The organism is Proteus terrae (assembly GCF_003144325.1).
In the GTDB taxonomy this organism is placed as follows: Bacteria; Pseudomonadota; Gammaproteobacteria; order Enterobacterales; family Enterobacteriaceae; genus Proteus; species Proteus terrae.
This window is the reverse complement of the sequence record NZ_PENS01000004.1, coordinates 188,483-211,187: the sequence shown is the minus strand read 5'-3', so window position 1 is coordinate 211,187 and position 22,705 is coordinate 188,483. Positions and strand designations below refer to the sequence as shown.

The following is a 22,705-nucleotide window of genomic DNA, read 5'->3' as shown; positions in this document are numbered from 1 at the left end:
TTCAAATTGTAGCGTTGTTGACTGCGTTCATTCGCACTAGTCACATACTTATGTATGCTCCTAGTGACTCGCTCACTTGTCGCCTAGCTACACCTAGAATTATTTAGAGTATCTATTTGTGTCTATTCAAGTTGCAGCGTTGTTTGGCGATATCACTATTAAAATTAAGCGGGCAGCGCTCTTAATAAAGCAAAGGCTTCTTTTACCTGCTCTTCTGTAACCACAAAGGCGCGTAATACATTGTTATCATCAAAGCCTTTGGCGATAACACCCGATTGTGTTGTATTAATATTCCACGTTAAGTCATTACGAGCAGTTTCACCGGCAAGATGTAGAGGCATTAACGGTGTTTTCACCCGAATAATCATTGGCGGTAAATTCAGTGGAGTATTATTTTCACCAACGAGTGATTTGGCTAAGTGCATCGCACTTAATTGTATTGGCTGCAAAAATGGTAATAAGTTACCGTCGATTTGCGCACAATCACCTAAGGCATAAATATTGCTATTACTGCTTTGCAGATATTCATTCACAACAATCCCACGATCAGTATGCAAACCCGCAAGATGAGCAAGCTCTATATTCGGCGTGAGTCCTGTTGCGGCAATAACACAATCAACAGTTAATTGATGATGTTGATTAAATGTCGCTAAAATACCGTTATCAGTTTGTGTTAATGACTGTAATGGTGATTTCAGCATTAATCGCACACCAATTTCAGTGAGGCTAGATTGCAAACGACCACTAAGATCAGACGGGATCAAGGATGATAATAATTGCCCTGAAATATCTGCAAGGATCACCTCTTTACCTGCCCGACTAAAATCCATGGCTAATTCAGTGCCAATTAAACCCGCACCTAAAATTAATACACGCTTAGCTTGGTGAATTTGAGCTTCATAAGTTCGGTACTCTTGTTGGCTATTAAGTGTAAACATTAGCTCATGGCCTGAAATAGCAGGACAATAAGTTTTGGCTCCAGTGGCTAATACCAATTTATCGTAATACCATTGCTCACCTTTGGTACTTTGAATACGTTTTTCATCCGTATTAATATCAACAATTTGCGTATAAGGATAAATGGCTAGTTGATATTGTTGTGCAAAGTCTTCAGCTGTTTGTTTTGTTAGATCATCCGCATTTTGAGCCAGACTAATAACATGGCTTAAATCCGGCTTGTTATATTCATCAATACTGTCTGATGCAATTAAAGTAATGGGAATATCTGCATTAAATTTGCGAATGTTTTTAACTAATTGGCGTGCGGCAAACCCCGCACCAATAATAACAATCCCATTATTGAGAAGGTCTGTACTCATTTTGCCTCCTTTGCAAGCGCATCAAAGACATCTTTTCCTAATGAGCATTCAGGGCATAAGAAACTATCAGGGACTTCACTCCATGGTGTATTAGGTTGAACGTTTTGTATTGGTTCACCTACTGCCGGATCGTAAATCCATTGGCATACACTACATTGCATACGTGGACCTAAGTCGATTGCTTCAATCTCTGTGATAGCTTCAGGTTGTGATGAGGTTATACAACAAGGTTGAGTTGCAGTAAGTGGCGCTAAAGCCCATTGGCGTGCAATTTCACGGCCATATTCACGACAAATCTCTTGAGCTTGCATGTCTGGACGCCATTTGGTTTTTAGCGCTAGTGCGGTTTCAAATCCAGCATCCATCAAGCGGGTTTGAATGCGGTCAACAGCACCACCATTCCAACCATAACTCCCAAAAGCAGCAGCTTTCTTATTACGAAAACGTAAGCCCGTCATCTCTTCAAGCATGGCAGCAATTTTTGGCATCATGACATTATTCATTGTTGATGAACCAACAAGTACACCTTTAGAACGAAATGCACTGGTGATAATGTCATTTTTATCACTTTTGGCGACGTTATAGCTTTTTACAAACACGTTAGGATCAATTTCATTGATACCTTGTGCAATGGCATCTGCCATCATACGGGTATTGTTCGACATGGTGTCATAGAAAATAGTGATACGATCTTCTTGGTAGTCAGCAGCCCATTTTAGATATAATTCAACGATTTGTGTTGGATTATCACGCCATACCACGCCATGAGAAGTAGCAATCATATCAACAGGTAAATTAAAGCCTAAAATTTCATTAATTTTTGGTGTCACAAGGCGACTAAATGGCGTCAAAATATTGGCATAATAGCGTTGGCATTGCTCAAATAATTCCGTTTGGTCAACTTCATCGTTAAATAAACGCTCATCACAATAGTGCTGACCAAAGGCATCATTACTAAATAAAATCGCATCACCAGTTAAATAGGTCATCATGCTGTCAGGCCAATGTAGCATTGGCGTTTCAACAAAAATTAGTTGCTTGCCATTGCCAATATCAAGGCTGTCGCCTGTTTTAACGATATTAAAATTCCATTTAGGGTGATGGTGGTGGCCATTGATTGAATCAATCGCATTTGCTGTGCAATAAATCGGGGTATTAGGAATAAAAGACATCAGCTCAGTAAGAGCGCCAGCGTGATCTTCTTCTGCATGATTAATAATAATGTAATCAATCTCTTCCAGATTAATTTGAGCTCGTAAATTTTGCACAAACTCGCGACTAAATTTATGGTCAACTGTATCAATAAGGACATTCTTTTCTTCACGTATTAGGTAACTGTTATAGCTACTTCCTAATAATGTTTTATATTCAGTGCCATGAAAATCACGAACTTCCCAGTCACGTTGTCCAACCCAATTAACATTATTTTTAACATGAATAGCCATTTTGTATTGTTCCTTCTCATTAATCTTTTCATAGGGATATGTATAGATATAATCAAGAAGCGTGCCAGTTCTTATCTTATTGTTTTAAAATGATTTTTGTTTTTGTAGTGATTTAAATATTGTCAATATGACTATCTTTATCATGTCAAAATGACCATAATAACAGTCATAATGACTATGAGGTGTTTTTATGGGCTTTTCCGTTGATGTGTTGGCTAAAATTGCCATTGAATTACAAAAAGATGTGGGTCATCAAGATAGATTTCAGCGACTGGTGACCACGCTTCGGCAAGTGCTAAATTGCGATGCAGCTGCGTTGCTTCGTTATGAGCCTCATCAATTTATTCCATTAGCCATAGATGGCCTTGTACCTGATGTTTTAGGTCGTCGATTTTTACTTGAAGGGCATCCTCGCCTTGAAACTATCGCGCGTGCAGGGGATGTGGTTCGCTTCCCTGCGGACAGTGATTTACCCGATCCTTATGATGGACTTATCCCAGATAGAGAGCATTTAAAAGTTCATGCATGTGTGGGATTACCATTATTTGCTGGGCAAGATTTAATTGGTACGTTAACACTTGATGGAATGGACCCTCATCAGTTCGATACTTTTAGTGATGAAGAATTACGTTTAATTGCGGCATTAACCTCTGGTGCATTAAATAATGCGTTATTGATTGAGCAACTCGAAAATCAAAATATGTTATTTACGCCAACCAATACGTTTAAGCCCACAGTAAAAACAGAAATTATTGGTTTATCGCCTTCGATGATGCAACTGAAAAAAGAGATAGAAATTGTTGCACCCGCAGATATGAATATCTTAGTGAGTGGTGAAACGGGAACCGGTAAAGAGCTGGTGGTAAAAGCCATTCATGAAATGTCTAATCGTGCAGATAATCCGTTAGTCTATTTAAATTGCGCGGCACTTCCTGAGAGTGTGGCAGAAAGTGAATTATTTGGGCATGTGAAGGGGGCTTTTACCGGCGCAATTAGTCATCGTAGTGGTAAATTTGAAATGGCAGATAATGGAACTTTATTTCTTGATGAGATAGGGGAGTTATCATTATCACTTCAGGCCAAATTACTGCGGGTCTTACAATATGGCGATATTCAACGTATTGGTGATGATCGTAATTTACGCGTTAATGTACGTGTATTAGCGGCAACGAATCGCGATTTATGGGAAGAGGTATTAGCGGGAAATTTCCGTGCCGATCTTTTCCATCGTTTAAGCATTTTTCCTTTGCATGTTCCGCCATTACGAGAAAGAGATGAAGATATTTTGCTATTAGTGGGTTATTTCTGCGAGCAATATCGTCAGCGTTTTAATCTCACGCAGGTGATTATTAGTCCTGAATTACGCCTTTATTTATTACACTATTCTTGGCCGGGTAATGTGCGTGAATTAGAACATACCATTCACCGAGCAATTGTGTTGGCAAGAGCTGGAAATAAAACTGATAGCCTTATTTTACAAGTTAGTCATTTTGCTTTAGGGGCTGAAAATCCAGTTCACTCTGCCTCTCAAACATTACCTTCTGAAGAAAAGAATTTAAAAGAAGCAACGGATGAATTTCAGCGGGATTTAATTAAACAAGCATTGCTACGTAATAACCAAAATTGGGCGGCAACGGCGCGAGAATTATCACTCGATCCAGCTAACTTACGCCGTTTAACAAAACGCTTAGGATTAAAGTTGTCATAATTTAAAAAGAGAATGTCTTAAACGAAAAAAGGTAATTTGGGTGCGTGGTCCAAATTACCTTAAATAATTATGTTAGGATGATAAGTTGTTAATAAATTTCTATTTTCTGAATGCGTTCACCGTGATGGTTACCAGTTCTGTTAACGTGCTATAAAATTGGCTATACCCACTCATTTTTAATTTATTTAAATAATGAGGTAGCCATGTGGTCAAATGAAGGGATAATAATTCATTAACCGCTTCTTCTCTGTTTTCCGATGCCAATACCGCTGCTTGAAATAACATCAAACCGATATGATCAACAGGCTCTGGAAAAGGCGTGTTTACTTTTAAACGTTCCCGTTTTAAAAACTCACTTAGTGCAAGGGTAGAATCCCCTTGTAATAAACCTTCAGGATCTAAATAGACTGAACCCCAAGGGGGGGCAGGTAATGCATTAGGGCCAACAAAAAGATTTTGCCATTGGATTTTTAATTGCTCTGTCTCAATAGAAACAGAATCAATTAAACGTTCACACAAGTGGCTTTCAATTTTACAAGGCCACTGTGCTGCAAAATCCCCAGTTTTAAAAAAGTTGAGTGCAGTTTTATTGGTGTCATCATCAGGTGGGAATAAATAACAAATTCCCAATAAATTAAATGCAGCCGCATAATAAGAGAGTCTGCTCATAATTTTTGATATTTCCTTAAACAAACCCCAATTAATGAGGTTTGTTTTTTATTATTTAAACCACAAGCTCAATTACAATTAGTGAATTGAGTAGAAAACATAACGCAACATAAAGTCAGCGATAATCGCGATAACGCAGCCAAGTGCAAAAATAGACTCAGTTGGTTTACCTTGATTTTTAGGGGCTAGGAATTTCACTAAACTATAGCCACAAGCCAATACTGCAAAGGTTGCTAAGATCCAGCATGTAGTACGTAACGAACCGATGGAGTAATACACTTGAACAGGTGATAACGGGAATGTCACCGATTTTTGGCTATATAACGTGCTAGTTAAATATTGCTCATAAAAAGGTTGATACAGTAATCGACCCATTAAGCTAAATGCCATTATTCCCCATAATTGCCATTTCCAGCGCATTGGGAAAGAGTCTTGTGGTATTTCAATACCTAACTTACTTCCTATACGTTGTAATACTTTGATCAGCAAAAAGAAAATAGCCGCACCAAGCGTTAGCATCGCACCGAAGAACATCACGTAAGTATTAGGATCCATCCATGTCAAAATGGAGGTATGGCGATAAATCGATGCCATGCAATAAATATCAAATAGCCCAATCAGAATACTGGTACTTAATAGAAGCATTGAGAGTTTGCGAGTGCGCCAGAGCCATAAAAAGGTTAATCCTAGGCAACCGACAAAAATAGCAGTGACGGCAACTTCACGACTTAACCAAGCAGAAAAAATATTTCTAATGGCATTAGGGGCATTTAATGGCACACCTAAGTGAGTAATTGAAGCGATAGAGCCTAAACCGGCTAATCCACAAATAATAAATAAGGCTAACAGCATAAAGTGATAGTAGCTTTCTGCATTGAGATAATGAGAAAGGCGACGAGCAAAAAGCCCTGTTGTTAGCGCAAGACCGATGGTCGAATTCATCATAAATGTGAAGATTAATAATGACCATTCATTCATTTTCTTTCTCCCTTATTATTAATTCCGTCATTATTGGCACCCTGATGTGGGTTAATAACAAGGTTTGGATGCGTTATTTCAGGGGAAGGTAAACCAGTGACATAATCTAAATCGCCATAGCGTTCACGCAATTCATCTATAGGACCAAATTGGATCGCACCTAGCGGACAAGTCGCAACACAAACGGGTTGTTCACCTTTTTGCTGTAAATCGATGCAAAAGTCGCATTTTGACATCTGTTTGGTTTCTGGATTCATTTGTGGTGCGCCATAAGGGCAAGACCACGCACAAGCACCACAACCGACACATTTGTCTGTATCTACCATGACGATGCCGTCGCCTTCACGCTTATGCATTGCTGTTGTTGGACAGTTTTTAACGCAAATTGGGTCATCACAATGATTACAAGAGATAGATAACGTGTAAGCAAAGACATTATTGACCAGCGCACCTTTAGGATTGCGGGTATAACCGCCACCAGTGATTTCATAGACACGACGAAACTTGCGTCCAACATCGAGGTTGTTTTTATCTTTACAAGCAACCTGACACGCCTTACAACCTGAACAGCGAGCGCTGTCGATATAAAACCCTAACTGTTTGTTACTCACAGCGGGATAAACGATAAATTTACTCATGCTTTTGCTACCTCGACCAATAATGTTTGGTGAGCATTGCCGTGTGCCATTGCGGTGCTACGGGATGATGTTAATACGTTGGCACATCCACCTTGATCTATGCCTTTTGCATCAGGTTGCCACCAAGCACCTGCTTGCAAGGCGACGACCCCAGGCATAATTCGTTGTGTTAATTTGACGGGAACGATCGTGATCCCACGATCGTTATACACTTTGACTTTCTCACCTTCTTTGATGTTTCTATCTTGAGCATCTAACGGGTTTAACCAGAGTTCTTGGCGCTGTACTTCTTGCAACCAAGGGTTGGCAAATTGCGTTGAGTTTGCGCGGTTACGCCCTTTCCATGTGATAAGTTGTAGCGGGAATTTATCCGTTAACGTGTCTTCAGGGCCCTCAATGGCAGGTACATAATGAGAGAGTGCAGGAATATCGACATTATTCATGTCATATAAACGCTTAGAAAAAATCTCAATTTTGCCTGATGGCGTTGGGAATGGATTATTTTCGATATCTTGGATATTTTTCTCAAACGCCACATTTTGAGTATGTGGACGATGTTTTAATAGATGTCGACGTTTAACCAACAACTCTTTAAAGGTTGGAATACCATCTTCAGGGCGTTTAATACTCGCGTCATCGACTAAATATTCAATCCAATCGCGATCAGTCTCTTTACCTTCGCTAAATTGCTCACCTACACCTAATTTATCGGCGACTTCTCGTAACCAATCGTAGTCAGTACGACGCTCAAATTCAGGCTCAATAACTTTTTCAGACAGAATAATGTAGTCGCCATAGCTCCATGTACCACCGATATTCCAGCGTTCTAAGAAGCTGGTTTCTGGCAGTAAAATATCGGCATATTTTGCACTTGGGGTTAAATAGAGATCACTACAAACGATAAATTCTACTTTTGATTCATCTTCAAGTACTTTTGCGGCATGAAGAATATCGGTATTTTGGTTTGTCATGTAGTTACCCGCCATTGAGAAAATCATCTTGATTTCAGTATCAAGTTTCTCGGCATTGAGTAACCCATTTTGTGGCGTGACTAAGTTTTTATCTTCACACGCTTGTACCCAGTTGGTGATATTGATTTTCGCTTTTACTGGGTTAGTTAATAGGCTTGGCCCTGCAATGGTTTTACGCAATTCAGAGTTTAAAGCCATACCATAGCCAGCGGCCCAACCACCACGAACACCCACATTACCAGTGATAGTCGCAAGTAATGTCGCGCCACGCGCCGTCCGTTCACCACAAATATGACGTTGAGGACCCCAACCTTGCATTAATGCAGCCGGTTTTGTCGATGCGTATTCACGAGCTAGCTGTTTAATAGTATCAGCCGGCACTTTAGTGATGGTTTCAGCCCATTCAGGGGTTTTCTTAACACCATCTTTTTTACCCATTAAATAGGCAACTAAAGACTCATTCTCACCCACACCTTCAGGCATTTGGTGTTCATCAAAGCCAACTGTGTATTTATCGATAAAGGCTTGATCGTGCAGATTTTCGCTTACGATGACATACATCATCGCATCCATCATGGCGTTATCCGTTGTTGGCAATAACGGGATCCATTGATCAGCTAAAGAAGAAGCGGTATCTGAATAACGCGGGTCAACGACAATAAATTTAGTGCCGTTTTTCTTCATTTTTTGGAAGAAATGGTTTGAATGACCAAAAATAGTTTCGTTAGGGTTATGACCCCATAAAATCACAAGAGGGGTATTTTCTAACGTATCGAGTGTGCTACCACTGGCCGCTGTGCCGTAAGTATAAGGGGTGACGGCAAGGGTATTACCGTTACTGACTGAGTGATAGTTTTCCAGAAAACCGCCTGTGAGATTAAACAGACGACGTAACATATTCGCACCAGAGAAAATACCACCAGTAACACCTGTACTTAAGCTGACAAAGCGAGATGCTGGACCATATTGCTGGTTAATACGTTGCATATTTTGCGCAATAAGAGTGGTTGCCTCTTCCCAAGTGATGCGTTCAAATTTGCCTTCGCCACGTTTACCAACGCGTTTCATTGGGTATTTTAAACGGTCTGGATGATAGACAAATTTACGATAACCACGGCCTCGTACACAGGCACGCATAATTGGCATTTCTTCATTTAAATCAGTATCTGGGCGAGTGCTAATACGGGTAACTTTGCCATCTTTTACATGGGCACGAATGTCACATTTACCGCCACAGTCAAAGCTACTACAAGTTGAAACAATGCGCTCACCATCTTCGGTTGTTATTGATTTTACTGGGATAGCGTTGTCTGTTGTCGCAGCAAAAGAGTTTGATGCGAGAAAAGGAAGGGTGACTAATGCTGAGCTCGCTTGAATAAAGTGACGGCGGCTAACATCGTTGAGAATGCTCTTTGTATCACTATCGTGATCGGACTGATTGCTCATAATGAACTCTACCTTAAACATAATAGGCGGATCCCGATATACCCGATACTTGATATAAAGAATGTGCGTGATTTTTCTAGGCTATGAATAAAGGGAATGTCTGGTATCCGCTGCATTATTATTGAATGCATAGATAATTGCAGAAGGCTCGAAATAACCTCAGCGAGAGGGATAGTAGTTGATTAATCTTTTGCCAACATTCTAAAATCAGACAACGACATTTGAATTTCAGCCTATTTACAAGAGGTGTTAAAGACTCGTTTTTTGATTGTTAATAGGGTTTGTTAAATAGATATCAAGAAGGTGAAATCTCACATAAGACATCTTCGTTGTTTATTAAAGCATATAGCGATTTTAATTATATAACTCATTATTTGTCAGTGTGTAGAGTGTGGGATAACTGTTATATTAAAAAGGACGAAAATAAAAAAGGGTAACCTAGACTGTGAGAAATGTACCGTTAAAAAGCGTTGATTCACTTGACCGAGATGTTATTGCGCTGGGTACAGACTATTTGCCCAATACATTGTTAGAAACGCATCGACATCGCCGAGCCCAATTTTTATACCCTGCCACAGGCCTAATTGAAGTGAGTACGGATGATGGTGAGTGGGTTATTCCACCGTCTTGTGGTGTGTGGATCCCGCCAGAAACAGGGCATGAAACTCGTATGTTAGATGTGAGTACTCGAAGCTTGTATATCGAGCCTTCCGCAGCCCCTCGTCATAGCAAACAATGTGAGGTTGTCAGAGTTTCCCCTCTTTTTCGTCAACTCTTGCTTGAAGCTGTAGATGTGCCTGCAGAATATGATAAAAAAGGACGAGATGGCCTTTTAATGCAGCTAATCTTATGCGAATTAGCGAAAGCAAAACCGTTACCGTTTTTTGTACCTATTCCACAAGATAGTAAATTAGCTAAATTATGTCGTGATTTTATTCGTAACCCAAAAATAGATTCTTTACCGCAACAATGGGCAGATAAATTACATAAAAGTGAGCGCTCTTTTAGCCGTTTTTTCCGCCAACAAACAGGAATGTCATTTTCACAATGGCGACAACAAGTCTGTTTATTGAATTCATTAACACAAATCTTATCAGGACGTGGTATTACTGAAGTTGCCTTTGATTTGGGTTATAACAGCGCTGGCTCATTCTCGACGATGTTTAAAAAACAGATGGGACAATCGCCTTCTCATTTTAGTATGGATGGACTGAAATTGGATCGTTTTTAATATTTAATTTCAATTATTATTCTTTTTAAGATTCTTTCCAATATTTTAAATAAAGAATAATTCTTTTTAAGATTTACCTTATATGTTAATTACGTATTTATTACTATTTCAATAAAAGAAAAGCATACTAAATTTATATTTAACTATTTGATTGATATATATAAAATAACAAACACTTTTAATATTTGTTTTATATTAATATAATTGTTGCCTGATAATGAAAAATATATCTTTTTACTTTTTATGAAGATGATTGTTATATGTATGAAATTTTAAACACTTGATTTTTTGATTCTTATCTATTGGAGTTGATCTGTTGTTGTTTATTTTCTCTAGGTTTTTAAATATTAAAAATCATTAATGTTTAAGTCATACTTTTTTCATTTATACATAATAAGTTACAATTATCGTAATAGTTTCGAGTGTGTGATTTTTATATTCCACTATACTTGTTCATTAGCTCATCATGTTAATACAGAAGTTGTTACAATAGGGTCAAGAATATGTCAAAAGGCAATTCAAATAATAATACAGGCCAGAAGATAGGACTACTTGCGTTGATTGCCATCGTAATCAGCTCAATGATAGGTAGTGGTGTTGATGGATTACCGCAAAATATGGCAGCAACATCTGAAATTGGTCCAGTCATTATTGCTTGGCTAATTTGCGGTTTTGGTATGTATTTTATTGCCCGGATCTTTATGGTGCTTTCAGATATTCGACCTGATCTTCAATCAGGTATTTATATGTATGCTCGTGAAGGATTTGGTGCTTTTGTTGCTTTTATTGTTGCTTGGGGTTATTGGTTAATGACCATTTTTAGCAATGTTGCTTTTGCTATTATGGTGATGGATACCTTAAATTATTTCTTACCTGGTGATTTTAAAGGCGGAAATAATATTCCCTCTATTATCGGTGCTTCTATTCTTATTTGGGGATTTAATTACCTTGTTTTATCCGGCACGAAATTGGCGGGTGCAATTAATATTATTGGTACGTTTGCGAAGTTAATTCCTTTAAGTATTTTCGTGTTTATACTGGTTTACTTCTTGAATTATGAAGAGTTAACTAATAATTTTTGGGGAAATTCAGCATCTATTTCAGCCGATAATTTAGGGCCTATTCCTGCACAAATTTTAGCGCCTTTAGATGTTGCTCTGTGGTGTTTTATCGGTGTCGAAGGTGCGGTTGCGTTATCTGGTCGAGCGCGCAATAAAAAAGATGTGGGCAAAGCAACATTGATAGGGTTTATTGTCTCACTGATTATTTGTATTTTTATTTCAGTATTACCTTTTGGGGTTTTACCGCAAAAAGCATTAAGCGTAATACCAACACCATCAACAGCCGGAATATTAAAAACTGTTGTTGGGGATTGGGGAGAGTGGTTAATTAATATCGGCGTATTAGTGTCCGTATTAACCAGTTGGCTAGCTTGGACGATGATTTGTGCTGAAATACCTATGGTAGCGGCTCAAAATGGTACCTTTCCTAAAGCATTTTCAGTAAAAAATAAAAATGGCGCGGCCTCTACCTCTCTGTGGGTGAGTAGCCTATTTATGCAATTGGTTGTCTTTGTTGTTTATTTTTCTAATGATGCTTGGCTAACAATGTTAGCTATTTCTGCATTAATGGTTCTACCTGCTTATTTGGCGACATCGGCTTATTTATTACAGCTTTGTTTGTCGGGTGACTTTTCAAAATATGCCAATAAAGGTAAGGCTTCTGCTTTAATTAGTGGATTTATTGGATTAATGTTCTGCTTGTTTATGTTTTATGCTTGTGAAATTAAATATTTAGCGATGGTGCCTATTTTACTGACATTAGGTATTCCCCTTTTTATTTGGTCGAGATATCAAGAGCAGAAGACACTATTTAATCCAACAGAGCGTATTTTATTTGTTTTTATTATCTTACTGGATGTATTGACGATTTTTCTATATCTCAATAATTATATTGAATTTTAATTATTGTGCATAATTATTAATTGAAATTTTTTCAATGAAATGAATCAGATAATGGCAATATCAATCAATATTGATACCTATGGAGGTGTCTATGAAGTTTAATCATCATGTATTATTTGTCTCATCTGTGGGACTAAAAGAAGATAGCCCTGCAAAACAAGCATTAGGATCATTAAAACATGCAATTACAGAGCGTGGTTTAATCGCTCAAATTGCAGATAATATTGATCATGGGATTAAATATATAAAAGAAAGCCCTAAATACAGTGCGGTAGGTATTTTCTGGGATAAAAACAATCCAAAAATGAATATAGAGAGTGAAGCCTTTATTTCATTATTTAGAAAAAGAAACCCAACGACACCTATTATTCTACTGTCTGAAGAGAATATTACCGATAGTGTTTCTATTAATATTCTTAAAGAAGTAAGTGAATATATCTATCTCTATTCAGAAACCGCAACATTTACAGCTAATCGTATTTATACTTTAATTCATCGCTATGCAGAGAGCCTTTTACCTCCATATTTTAAAACATTAAAAGATTTCACTGAGGATGGTGATTACTATTGGGATTGCCCAGGACATATGGGCGGTATGGCTTATTTGAAACATCCTATTGGTATCGAGTTCATCAATTTCTTTGGTGAAAATATGATGCGTGCTGATATTGGTGTCGCAACGGCTGAAATGGGGGATTACCTTATTCATGCGGGGCCATCAAAAACATCAGAAGAAATAGCAGCAGAACTATTTGGCGCTGATTGGACATTTTATGGTGTTTCAGGTTCATCCGGCTCCAATCGTATTGTGGCACAAGGCGCTATTGGGGCAGACGAGATTGTTGTTGTGGATAGAAACTGCCATAAATCATTGAATCATGGCTTAACACTTTCACAAGGGCGTCCAGTTTATTTAAAACCTACACGAAATGGCTACGGTTTAATTGGTCCGATCCCAACCAAACGCTTAACACAAGCCAGTATTAGCAAACTGATAAAAGAGAGTCCGCTAGCCGAAGGTGCTATCAGCCCTGAACCGACTTATGCTGTCGTGACAAACTGTACTTATGATGGTTTTTGTTACAACGTAAATGATGTGGTGACAAATTTAGCAACCAGCGTACCTCGAATTCATTTTGATGAAGCATGGTATGCTTATGCGCGTTTCCATCCTTTATATAAAAATCGTTTTACGATGGATGTATCTGAAGATATTCCTAATTGTCCTACCCTTTTTGCCGTGCAATCAACACATAAAATGTTGCCATCACTCTCTATGGCATCGATGATCCACGTGAAAAAAAGCGAACGTGCGCCGTTAAATTTTGATGACTTTAATGACTCATTTATGATGCATGGCACCACTTCGCCTTATTATCCTATTATTGCTTCTATTGATGTTGCAGTCGGAATGATGAAAGGAGAATCTGGTTATTCTTTAGTACAAGAATCGATAGAAGAAGCAATTGCATTTCGTAAGGCCGTCGTTTCTGTCAAACGCCAATTAAAAGAGCAAAATGGTGATTCTGATTGGTTCTTCGATGTATTACAGCCAACTCAAGTACGTGATCCGAAAACTGGCGAAAATTACAGCTTTGAGCAAGCACCTCTCGATTTGTTAAGCCAAGAGTCTGATTGTTGGACATTAAAAATCGGTGATAAATGGCATGGTTTTTCTGATGAAGATATTGCTGATACCGACAGTATGTTAGACCCTGTTAAAGTAACAATTACCTGCCCTGGTATTACTGCCGATGGTCAATATCAAAAGATGGGTATCCCAGGTTATATCATTACTAAATTCTTGGATGAGCGACGTATTGAAATTGCAAGAACGGGGGACTACACCGTTTTAATCCTCTTTTCTGTAGGGGTCACTAAAGGTAAGTGGGGAACGTTATTAGAAAGTTTACTGACCTTTAAAAAGCTCTATGATTCCGATGCGTTAGCGATAGATGCTATTCCCTCACTAAAAGAAATCTCTCTTCAATATGCAAAAATGACATTAAAACAACTCTGCCAATCTATGCATGAAAAGATGGATGAGCTTGATTTAATGAAACATATTAATGATGCAGTAAATAGTGATCCAGAACCTGTCATGTCACCAGCGGAGGCTTATCAAAAAGTCGTTCGCTATAAAGCTGAACATATCCCTTTAGATAATTTTTCAGGTCGTATTTCGGCGAGTATGTTAGTTCCTTATCCGCCGGGAATTCCTGTTCTTATGCCGGGGGAACGCTTACCTAAAGGAGATCAAGGTATTATTGGTTACCTAAAAGCCTTACAAATTTTTGATAAGGCATTTCCAGGGTTTGAACATGAAATACAAGGGATCAATGTCGATGAAAAGGGTGATTTTTGGGTAAGAGCGATTGTTGAAGATGAACGCATTGCGAAAGAATTACCTTCACATGTGAAATTCAAACGCCGTGTGTCAGCAATTAAAAAAGGCCGTCAGTAATTAATGACAACATTATGATGCGATGAAAATATCTGGCGTGGGATTAGGCGCCAGATATTATTATCTTAAGGTAAGAGGTTTTTATGGCAAACAAATCAGAAGCCACATCGTCAAAGAATACCACCCACGCGACGAGTGATAATGGTGCAAAGTTGGGTTTATTTGCCCTGATTGCAATTGTTGTGGGCTCTATGCTAGGCGGTGGTGTGTTTAGCTTGCCACAAAATACGGCAGCAAGTTCAGCGATAGGGCCGGTTTTGATCGCATGGATTATTGCGGGTATTGGTATTTACTTTATTGCTAATGCATTTCGCTTATTATCTGATTTACGACCTGACCTTCAAGCTGGTGTCTATATGTACGCACAAGAAGGTTTTGGGTCTTTTATTGGATTTAATGTTGCATGGGGATATTGGTTAATGACCGCATTTGGTAATGTGGCTTTTGCTGTTATCTTGATGGATGCATTCGATCAGTTTTTCCCAGGTGTATTTACCGATGGCAATAATTTAAATTCCATTATTTGTGGTTCTATTTTAATTTGGGGCTATAACTTTTTAGTATTATCAGGAACGAAAGTTGCAGGTTTTGTGAATACAATGGGTACTATAGCTAAATTAGTGCCATTGGTCTTATTTGTTATTATTCTGGGTGTGCTGAATGATTATTACCAGTTATTTAGTAACTTCTGGGGTACATCACCACAAATTATGAGTACGGTGGATAATAAGGCAGAGCCAGTGTCATTAATGTCCCAAATACTGGCACCGATGACAGTAACCCTATGGGCATTTATTGGTGTTGAAGGCGCTGTCGTTTTATCTGGTAGAGCAAAAAATAAAAAAGATGTTGGTAAGGCAACCTTATTAGGCTTTTTATTAGCATTAATTATTTATATTTTATTATCCATCTTACCTTTTGGTATTATGCCACAATCACAACTGTCTCAATTAAGTAATCCATCAACTGCGGGTGTATTAGCCAAAGTTGTTGGTAATTGGGGAGACTGGTTAATGAATGTCGGGCTGATTATTTCGGTTTTAGCAGGATGGTTAGCATGGACAATGTTATGTGCAGAAATTCCGATGGTCGCAGGGCAAAAAGGTGCATTTCCTAAAGCCTTTGCACGCACCAATAAAAACCAAGCCGCAAATACATCTCTATGGGTGAGCAGTATTGTGATGCAAGCAGCGATGTTATTGGTTTATTTCTCAAATAATGCATGGAATACCATGTATAACATTAGCGCATTAATGGTTGTTCCCGCTTACATCACTACAACGTTATATATCACTAAGATTTGTATTAACCGTCAATATGATCAATATGCAAAAACAGGAAGAGGATTAGCCTTATTAAGTGGTGTATTAGGTGTTATTTTCTGCCTCTTTATTTTGTATGCAAGCCAAATTCAATATGTTGCATTAGTCCCAATTTTATTGACATGTGGACTGCCTGTTTTTATCTGGTCACGTAAAGAGAAACACGATAATAAACCTATTTTTCAGAAAAAAGAGACGCTTTATCTCGTTATTTTATTACTACTTGATGTGATAATTATCGGTTTACTGATGAAAGGAATTATCACGCTTTAATATTCTCTTATATTGCAATCAATAACCTCACGTACCATGGTGATGCGTGAGGTTATTTATCCTATTGATCTAATAGTGAATTATGGTTAATTGTTTTTTTTCTTACAGTATGACGTAAACAATAAGGCAAAAAGAATAAACTTAATGCAGTCATAATAGCCGTGGCAATTAATACAACAAAAAAAGCATTATCAAAAGCTAAATTTGCTTGAGATATCACAAGAGAAGCCACATCATTTGGTAACTCCTCTGCCACAATCAGGGCTTCGTCTAAACTGTCATAGGCCGCATCGTTGATAGCTAATGAGTCAGGTAGTACGAGCTTTAAAGTGTACACGGTACTCATCAAACTGCCCATAAATGTCACGCCAATCACGCTCCCAAGCTCATAAGCCACGTCTTCAATGGAGGCTGCCATTCCTGCTTGTTTATCTGCCACACTCAACATAATTGAAGTTGATGCAGTGGTAAAAATAATACCTAAACCAAAGCCGATTAAGAACAAGCTACCAATTAACACCATTGGCGATGTAGTTTGGTAAACGGCAATTAACCACAGGTTTCCCACTAAAGTAAGCATAAATCCGGCAATAATTAAGCGAACTTCTCCTAAACGCACTAAGAAATAGCCAGCTAATGGAGAAGCAAGTACGGAGCCAATAGGAATAGGTAAGATCACTAATGCTGCATTAAGTGGGGTAAAACCTGCGACAAGCTGTAAGCGTTGGCTGAGCAGTAATTCAATACCTACAATGATCACCATAGAAAGCACCGCCATTAAAATACCGATACTAAAAAAGCGGTTTTTAAATAACCCAAAATCAATCATTGGGTGAGTTTGTGTACGCTGACGCAAGGTAAATAGAGTGAGAAAGATCACTGCAATCACTGTGGCAATTGTGGCTTCACTCCACTGTGTATAAGGTTTTCCTATCTCTTTTAAGGCATAAATGGCGCTGATCAAACCCACTAAAATTAGTACTGAGCTTAAATAATCAATTTTATGATCACCATGTCCTGAAAATTTAGGGATAAGCCAAAAAGAAAACGGTAGTACAAAAAGAACAATGGGAACGTTAATTAGAAAGACGGAGCCCCACCAAAAGTTATTTAATAAAATACCACCAATTAAGGGCCCTAACGCCGCACCGCCTGAGGCAACAGCAGACCAAATTCCAATCGCAATAGCACGCTCTTGTGGATCGCTAAAAACTTGGCGCACTATTGATAGTGTTGCTGGCATACTCATTGCAGCACCCACGGCTAAAAAGCCTCGAGAGGCGATTAAAGCGGTAGCCGAAGGTGAAAATGCCGCACACAATGAAGCGAGTGCAAATAGCGGTAATCCACTAATAAATAATGTTTTATGACCAATCCTATCTGTGAGCATACCTGCTGCGGGTAATAATCCAGCAACAATTAATGGATAGGCATTCATTATCCAAAGTTTTTCTGATGCACTGGCGTTTAAATCATGAGTTAAACGTGGCAATGCGGTATAAAGCACTGTGACATCAACAACAATGAGAAACAGCATGCTAGATACCAAAAGTAATACTATCCAACGTTTATAATCTTTTATCATAGAAATCTCAGTTATTTTTATGTGTATTATTTTTACTAACGGCTACAATATAAATCCATACAGCCGTATTGAAAAGAGGTTTTTTATGGGACGTCAAAGAACGATTGATAGAGAAAAATTATTAGAAGCGATCTTCGATATCGTTATGGAACAAGGTGCCGCAGCGTTAACGATTGATACCGTTGCAAAAAAAATGGGGATCTCTAAAGGGGGGGTTCAATACTGTTTTAGCAGTAAAGAGGCGATGATTGATGCTATGTTTGAACATTGGGAAGGCAGTTATGAAACTCAATTTAACGAGATAGTTAAAAATGATAATTCGCCTGACAATCGTGTTGCAGCACATATTCATGCGACTCATCATCACGATAAAGTCTCTTTTGCCAAAGGCGCGAGTTTGATGGCGGCATTGCTACAAACTCCAGAATATCTACAAAGTACTAAAGAGTGGTATCAACAACGATTAGCGGGTGTAGATACGACAACAGAAGCGGGAAAACGTGCACGATTGGCATTTTTAGCGACAGAAGGCACCTTTTTATTGCGTTATTTTGGACTAATGGGTATTGATGATAACGAATGGCAATCTATCTTTGAAGATATTGATTCAGAGTTACTTCAGCAAGGTAAAAAGCAATAAAAAAGCACGCTGTTAATGAGAAGAACAACATGCTTTTTATTGAAGATAATCGGCTAAATGGCATTAGTAATACATAGCAATTAGCTTATTATCGAGCTCTTTAACGTTAACGGGGGTGTCGAAAATATCTTCGATAATATCCGCTTTCATGATCTCTTTGGGTGAACCGTGATAATACAATTGTCCGTTACGCATGGCTAAAATATAGTCAGAGTAAACAGAGGCAAAATTGATATCATGAATAACGATAATAATGGTTTTTCCTAATTCATCTGCGGCTTTTCGCAGAAGTTTCATCATTATTACCGCATGTTTCATATCAAGATTATTCAGTGGTTCATCAAGCATGACATATTCTGTATCTTGGCATAGCACCATTGCCACATAAGTGCGTTGGCGTTGCCCGCCCGATAATTCATCGAGATAGCGATGACGAAATTCAGTGAGATTTAAAAAAGCTAATGACTCATCAATTATTTTCTTATCATCAAGCGTTAAACGTCCTTTGCTGTAGGGATAACGCCCGAAACCGACTAATTCTTCTACGGTTAAACGACTAACGAATTGATTTTCTTGGCGCAGTATTGAAAGGTTTTTTGCCAGTACGTCACTATCTGTTGCCGCAACATCCATGCCGTTAACACTGACCATGCCACTTTCAGGTATTAATAAACGTCCAATAACAGAAAGTAATGTGGATTTACCCGCGCCATTAGGGCCAATGATCGAAGTAATACCGCCACGCTGAATTGTTGTTGTTATATTATCGAGAACGGTTGTGTCTTGATAACGTTTTGATATTTTGCTGATTTCAATCATATTAAAGTCTTCTTAACACCAAATAGATAAAGAACATCCCACCAACAAACTCAATCACAACAGAAAGTGTTCCTGTCATTTTTAAGCCATACTCTAAAACCAGTTGCCCACCGATTAAAGCGATAGTACCTAGTAAGAAGGCTACAGGCATCAAGAAACGGTGCTGACTGCTGCCACTGATATGATAAGCAAGGTTAGCCACAATTAAACCCAAGAAGGTTAATGGGCCAACTAAAGCGGTAGAAACCGCAACTAAAACAGAAATCAGCAACAGGATATAAGTGGTCTGTTTGCGGTAATTAATACCAAGGTTAATGGCATTCGCTTGCCCTAATGCCATCACATCAAAGCTATAACGCATACGCCAAAGTAAAACACCAACAACTACAATAATCGCTAAGGCACAAAAGATAAGATCAGGCGTGGCACGGGTGAAGGTGGCAAACATGCGGCCTTGTAAGATGGAAAACTCATTGGGATCCATCAAGCGTTGTAATAATGTGGCGGAACTGCGAAATAGAGTCCCTAAAATAATCCCAATCATTAGGACTAAATTAATGTTAAAGCGTACAGAGCTAAACAGCCAACGGTAGAGTACAACGGAAAATAGTACAAGCAATGTCGATTCTAAGAAGAACTTTGATAGGTTCAGCATCCACGATGCAGGCATATCACCTTCAAAGAAGACAAACACGGTTTGTAGCAATACAAATAGGGCTTCTAACCCCATAAGTGAAGGTGTCAAAATGCGGTTGTTGGCAATGGTTTGAAACAGAATAGTCGAAACACCTGCGGCAAAAGCTACCACAATCATGGTGAGAATAATGTAAGCGCGGTGAGTCAGAATATAAGAGATATTGCCATTTAGGTTTATCGTCATAAATAACACAATGGATAATAACGATGCCCCTAATAATAACCAGATACGAGACATGGGGGAGAGGCGCGTTTTCTTATGTTCGACAGCGCCAGTACATTTGCTAATTATGGATGAATTAACTTTTTGCATAACGTTGCTGCTTTAGTAGTAAGAAAAGGAAAATAATGGCACCGACAGCCCCTAAAATAACACTGGCCGGAATTTCAAATGGGTAGCGAATAAGGCGACCAATCACATCACACAGTAAAACAATCCCGCCACCACTTAAGCAAACCCAAGGGATAGTTTTACGGATATTATCCCCCATCACTAAGCTCACTAAATTGGGCACAATCAAACCTAGGAAAGGCAATGCACCGACAACAGAAACCACAACACCACTGATTAGCGCGATAATCGATAACCCTATTATCATGACTTTGCGGTAATTCAGTCCCACGTTAATAGAGAACTCTCGCCCCATTCCTGCAACCGTAAAGCTATCTGCAACCCAACACGCCATGATTGCCAGCGCACCGACAAGCCATAACAGCTCATAGCGGCCTTGTAATACACTTGAAAAATCGCCACTTGTCCATGCGTCTAAAGATTGCAATAAATCGAAATAAACCGCTAAAAAGATAGTCAACGCACCGATAACAGCGCTAAGCATAATCCCCACTAAAGGCACTATTAATGTCGTTTTTAAGGTGATCCTTTGCAGAAGCAACATAAACAACAAAGTACCAAGCAGGGCAAAAACAGTGGCGACCATCATTTTGGTGAAGATGCCTGCCGCTGGAAAGAGCAACATGACGACTAATAATCCAAGACTTGCAGATTGCGTTGTTCCGGCAAGAGAAGGTTCGACAAAGCGGTTTTGGGTGAGCAGTTGCATAATCAATCCTGCAACACTAATGGCTCCACCGGCGAGTAATAATGATAGAGTTCTTGGAACACGGCTGATAAAGAAGATATCGCGCATATCGGGATCAGTAAAAAGCGAAGCAGGAGTAATATCTCCTGCGCCGACAAATAGACTGATCATTGAGAGGATAGCGATAACCCCTATCCCCAATGATAAATGGAACGTTTTCATTCAGTTACTTTATTTTTTTGATCCAAGGCCTGATTAATTGTATCCATTAAACGAGAGTAAGTTTGGATCCCGCCAGAGATATAAATGGAACTTGCATCAAGATAGATAACTTGGTCTTTATTCCAAGCATTTACTTTTCTAACTAGTGCATTATCAAGAACTTGTTGAGCTGGTTGTGAATCTTCACGACCAATTGCTGCATCACGGTCAATGACAAACAGCCAATCTGGATTAAGTTTTAACAGTAATTCAGAGTTGACAATGTTGCCGTGTGAACCTGGGCTATCAAAAACATAAGCTGGTTCAAAACCTAATACATCATAGATAAAGCCAAAGCGAGAGCTTGGGCCATAAGCCGAAATTTTACCGCCACTGACTAAAACCACCATTGCTTTACCTGCGTCTGGTGTTTTGGCTTTTACGGTATCAATTTTGCTATTGAAATCAGCCAGTAATTTTTTAGCTTGTTCTTCTTTGCCAAAAATTTGACCTAATGTTGTGGTGCGTTCAGCAAGGCTTTCAACGAAACGCTTCGGATCGATATCCATTGAAATCGCAGGTGCAATTTCACTTAATTTTGCATACGCATCACGAGCACGACTACCACTTAAAATTAAATCAGGCGCTGTTGTGCTGAGCTTTTCATAGTTTGGCTCGAATAAAGCACCTTCATTGATATAGTCGTTCGGATTGGTGTATTTCTCTAAGAATTTTGGTAAATGAACATTCGTTTGTGGAAGACCAACAATAGAAACACCTAATGCATCAATAATATCAAGGGTTTCCATATTCATCACAACCACTTTTTGCGGGTGTGCAGGGATTTCAGTTGTCCCTTGGAAATGTTCAATCGTGAGAGTTTGTTTCTCCGCTGATTGTGCTGTTGATGCGTCTTGAGCGTTATCACAACCTGCGATAACAAGTGAAGAAAGCAGTAAAAACAGTGGGCTTAATGACTTTTTAAACATTCTCTTTCCCATATTGTTGCAACACGAAATAACACGGATCTTTACAGCAGTGGCTTAAATGTCGATCCACAAAGAAGGCGATAATACCATCAAAAACATAAAGAGTAATGATACTAATTCACATTCTCATAATAATAAAGGATTAACTTGACTAAAATGGCGAAATCTTGTGAGAGATCATTAAAGGAAAATAAAGAACAAATTTTGTGACGTGAAAGAACTCTTAAGATTATTTGCTCAATTTGTGAAGAGTGTCAAAAGAGCAGGTCAAGGAGAGACAATTCTGAACCACTAAGAAATATCGTTA

General features: G+C 38.7%; 17 protein-coding genes. 6 read left to right on the top strand and 11 right to left on the bottom strand.

What is annotated here, in order from left to right; genetic code table 11:
• Positions 1–164: 164 nt before the first annotated feature.
• Both norW and norV read right to left on the bottom strand, forming a co-directional pair.
• Entirely contained in the window at positions 165–1,319 is a 1,155-nt protein-coding gene (gene norW, locus DK857_RS04365; RefSeq protein ID WP_109401640.1) for an NADH:flavorubredoxin reductase NorW, read from the bottom strand.
• Positions 1,316–2,764, bottom strand: coding sequence for an anaerobic nitric oxide reductase flavorubredoxin (gene norV, locus DK857_RS04360; RefSeq protein WP_109401639.1), 1,449 nt, complete (start codon positions 2,762–2,764; stop codon positions 1,316–1,318). Before norV ends, norW begins: the two co-directional genes overlap by 4 nt.
• A 190-nt stretch (positions 2,765–2,954) precedes the next feature.
• On the opposite strand from norV, the gene norR reads away from it, so the two are divergent.
• Entirely contained in the window at positions 2,955–4,472 is a 1,518-nt protein-coding gene (gene norR, locus DK857_RS04355; RefSeq protein WP_075673994.1) for a nitric oxide reductase transcriptional regulator NorR, read from the top strand.
• Positions 4,473–4,571: 99 nt separating this feature from the next.
• Here norR and dmsD read toward each other — a convergent pair whose 3' ends face one another.
• The 4 genes from dmsD to DK857_RS04335 form a co-directional block, all read right to left on the bottom strand.
• A complete protein-coding gene (dmsD, locus tag DK857_RS04350) occupies positions 4,572–5,141 on the bottom strand; it encodes a Tat proofreading chaperone DmsD (protein WP_109401638.1) in 570 nt (189 codons plus the stop codon).
• Positions 5,142–5,219: 78 nt separating this feature from the next.
• Complete coding sequence (locus DK857_RS04345; protein WP_109401637.1) at positions 5,220–6,119, bottom strand: dimethyl sulfoxide reductase anchor subunit family protein; 900 nt, start codon at positions 6,117–6,119, stop codon at positions 5,220–5,222.
• Positions 6,116–6,757 carry a DMSO/selenate family reductase complex B subunit gene (locus DK857_RS04340; protein ID WP_075673997.1) on the bottom strand — a complete coding sequence of 214 codons (642 nt, stop codon included), beginning with the start codon at positions 6,755–6,757 and terminating at the stop codon, positions 6,116–6,118. The genes DK857_RS04345 and DK857_RS04340 overlap by 4 nt, the downstream gene beginning before the upstream one ends.
• Complete coding sequence (locus tag DK857_RS04335; RefSeq protein ID WP_109401636.1) at positions 6,754–9,174, bottom strand: DMSO/selenate family reductase complex A subunit; 2,421 nt, start codon at positions 9,172–9,174, stop codon at positions 6,754–6,756. Before DK857_RS04335 ends, DK857_RS04340 begins: the two co-directional genes overlap by 4 nt.
• Before the next feature lie 445 nt (positions 9,175–9,619).
• On the opposite strand from DK857_RS04335, the gene DK857_RS04330 reads away from it, so the two are divergent.
• The 4 genes from DK857_RS04330 to DK857_RS04315 all read left to right on the top strand — a co-directional run bounded on the left by DK857_RS04330 (position 9,620) and on the right by DK857_RS04315 (position 16,428).
• A complete protein-coding gene (locus DK857_RS04330; protein ID WP_109401635.1) occupies positions 9,620–10,405 on the top strand; it encodes an AraC family transcriptional regulator in 786 nt (261 codons plus the stop codon).
• A gap of 503 nt (positions 10,406–10,908) precedes the next feature.
• A complete protein-coding gene (locus tag DK857_RS04325) occupies positions 10,909–12,369 on the top strand; it encodes a basic amino acid/polyamine antiporter (protein WP_109401634.1) in 1,461 nt (486 codons plus the stop codon).
• Between the two features lie 91 nt (positions 12,370–12,460).
• Positions 12,461–14,833 carry an Orn/Lys/Arg family decarboxylase gene (locus DK857_RS04320; protein ID WP_109401633.1) on the top strand — a complete coding sequence of 791 codons (2,373 nt, stop codon included), beginning with the start codon at positions 12,461–12,463 and terminating at the stop codon, positions 14,831–14,833.
• Positions 14,834–14,916: 83 nt separating this feature from the next.
• Entirely contained in the window at positions 14,917–16,428 is a 1,512-nt protein-coding gene (locus DK857_RS04315; protein WP_109401632.1) for a basic amino acid/polyamine antiporter, read from the top strand.
• A 61-nt stretch (positions 16,429–16,489) separates the two neighbouring features.
• Here the strand turns inward: DK857_RS04315 and DK857_RS04310 are convergent, their stop codons facing one another.
• Positions 16,490–18,013 (bottom strand): MFS transporter, encoded by a 1,524-nt coding sequence (locus DK857_RS04310; protein WP_109401631.1) that lies wholly within the window; start codon positions 18,011–18,013, stop codon positions 16,490–16,492.
• A gap of 85 nt (positions 18,014–18,098) precedes the next feature.
• Here DK857_RS04310 and DK857_RS04305 point away from each other — a divergent pair, with 85 nt between their 5' ends.
• Positions 18,099–18,653 (top strand): TetR/AcrR family transcriptional regulator, encoded by a 555-nt coding sequence (locus DK857_RS04305; protein WP_109395105.1) that lies wholly within the window; start codon positions 18,099–18,101, stop codon positions 18,651–18,653.
• A 63-nt stretch (positions 18,654–18,716) separates the two neighbouring features.
• Here DK857_RS04305 and DK857_RS04300 read toward each other — a convergent pair whose 3' ends face one another.
• The 4 genes from DK857_RS04300 to DK857_RS04285 are packed head-to-tail and all read right to left on the bottom strand — an operon-like array spanning position 18,717 to position 22,398.
• Positions 18,717–19,472: an iron ABC transporter ATP-binding protein gene (locus DK857_RS04300; protein ID WP_109395104.1), complete on the bottom strand. Its 756-nt coding sequence runs from the start codon at positions 19,470–19,472 to the stop codon at positions 18,717–18,719.
• Position 19,473: 1 nt separating this feature from the next.
• Positions 19,474–20,481: an iron chelate uptake ABC transporter family permease subunit gene (locus DK857_RS04295; protein ID WP_109395103.1), complete on the bottom strand. Its 1,008-nt coding sequence runs from the start codon at positions 20,479–20,481 to the stop codon at positions 19,474–19,476.
• A complete protein-coding gene (locus tag DK857_RS04290) occupies positions 20,468–21,430 on the bottom strand; it encodes an ABC transporter permease (RefSeq protein WP_109401630.1) in 963 nt (320 codons plus the stop codon). Before DK857_RS04290 ends, DK857_RS04295 begins: the two co-directional genes overlap by 14 nt.
• Complete coding sequence (locus DK857_RS04285; RefSeq protein ID WP_072064961.1) at positions 21,427–22,398, bottom strand: siderophore ABC transporter substrate-binding protein; 972 nt, start codon at positions 22,396–22,398, stop codon at positions 21,427–21,429. The genes DK857_RS04290 and DK857_RS04285 overlap by 4 nt, the downstream gene beginning before the upstream one ends.
• Between the last annotated feature and the right edge of the window lie 307 nt (positions 22,399–22,705).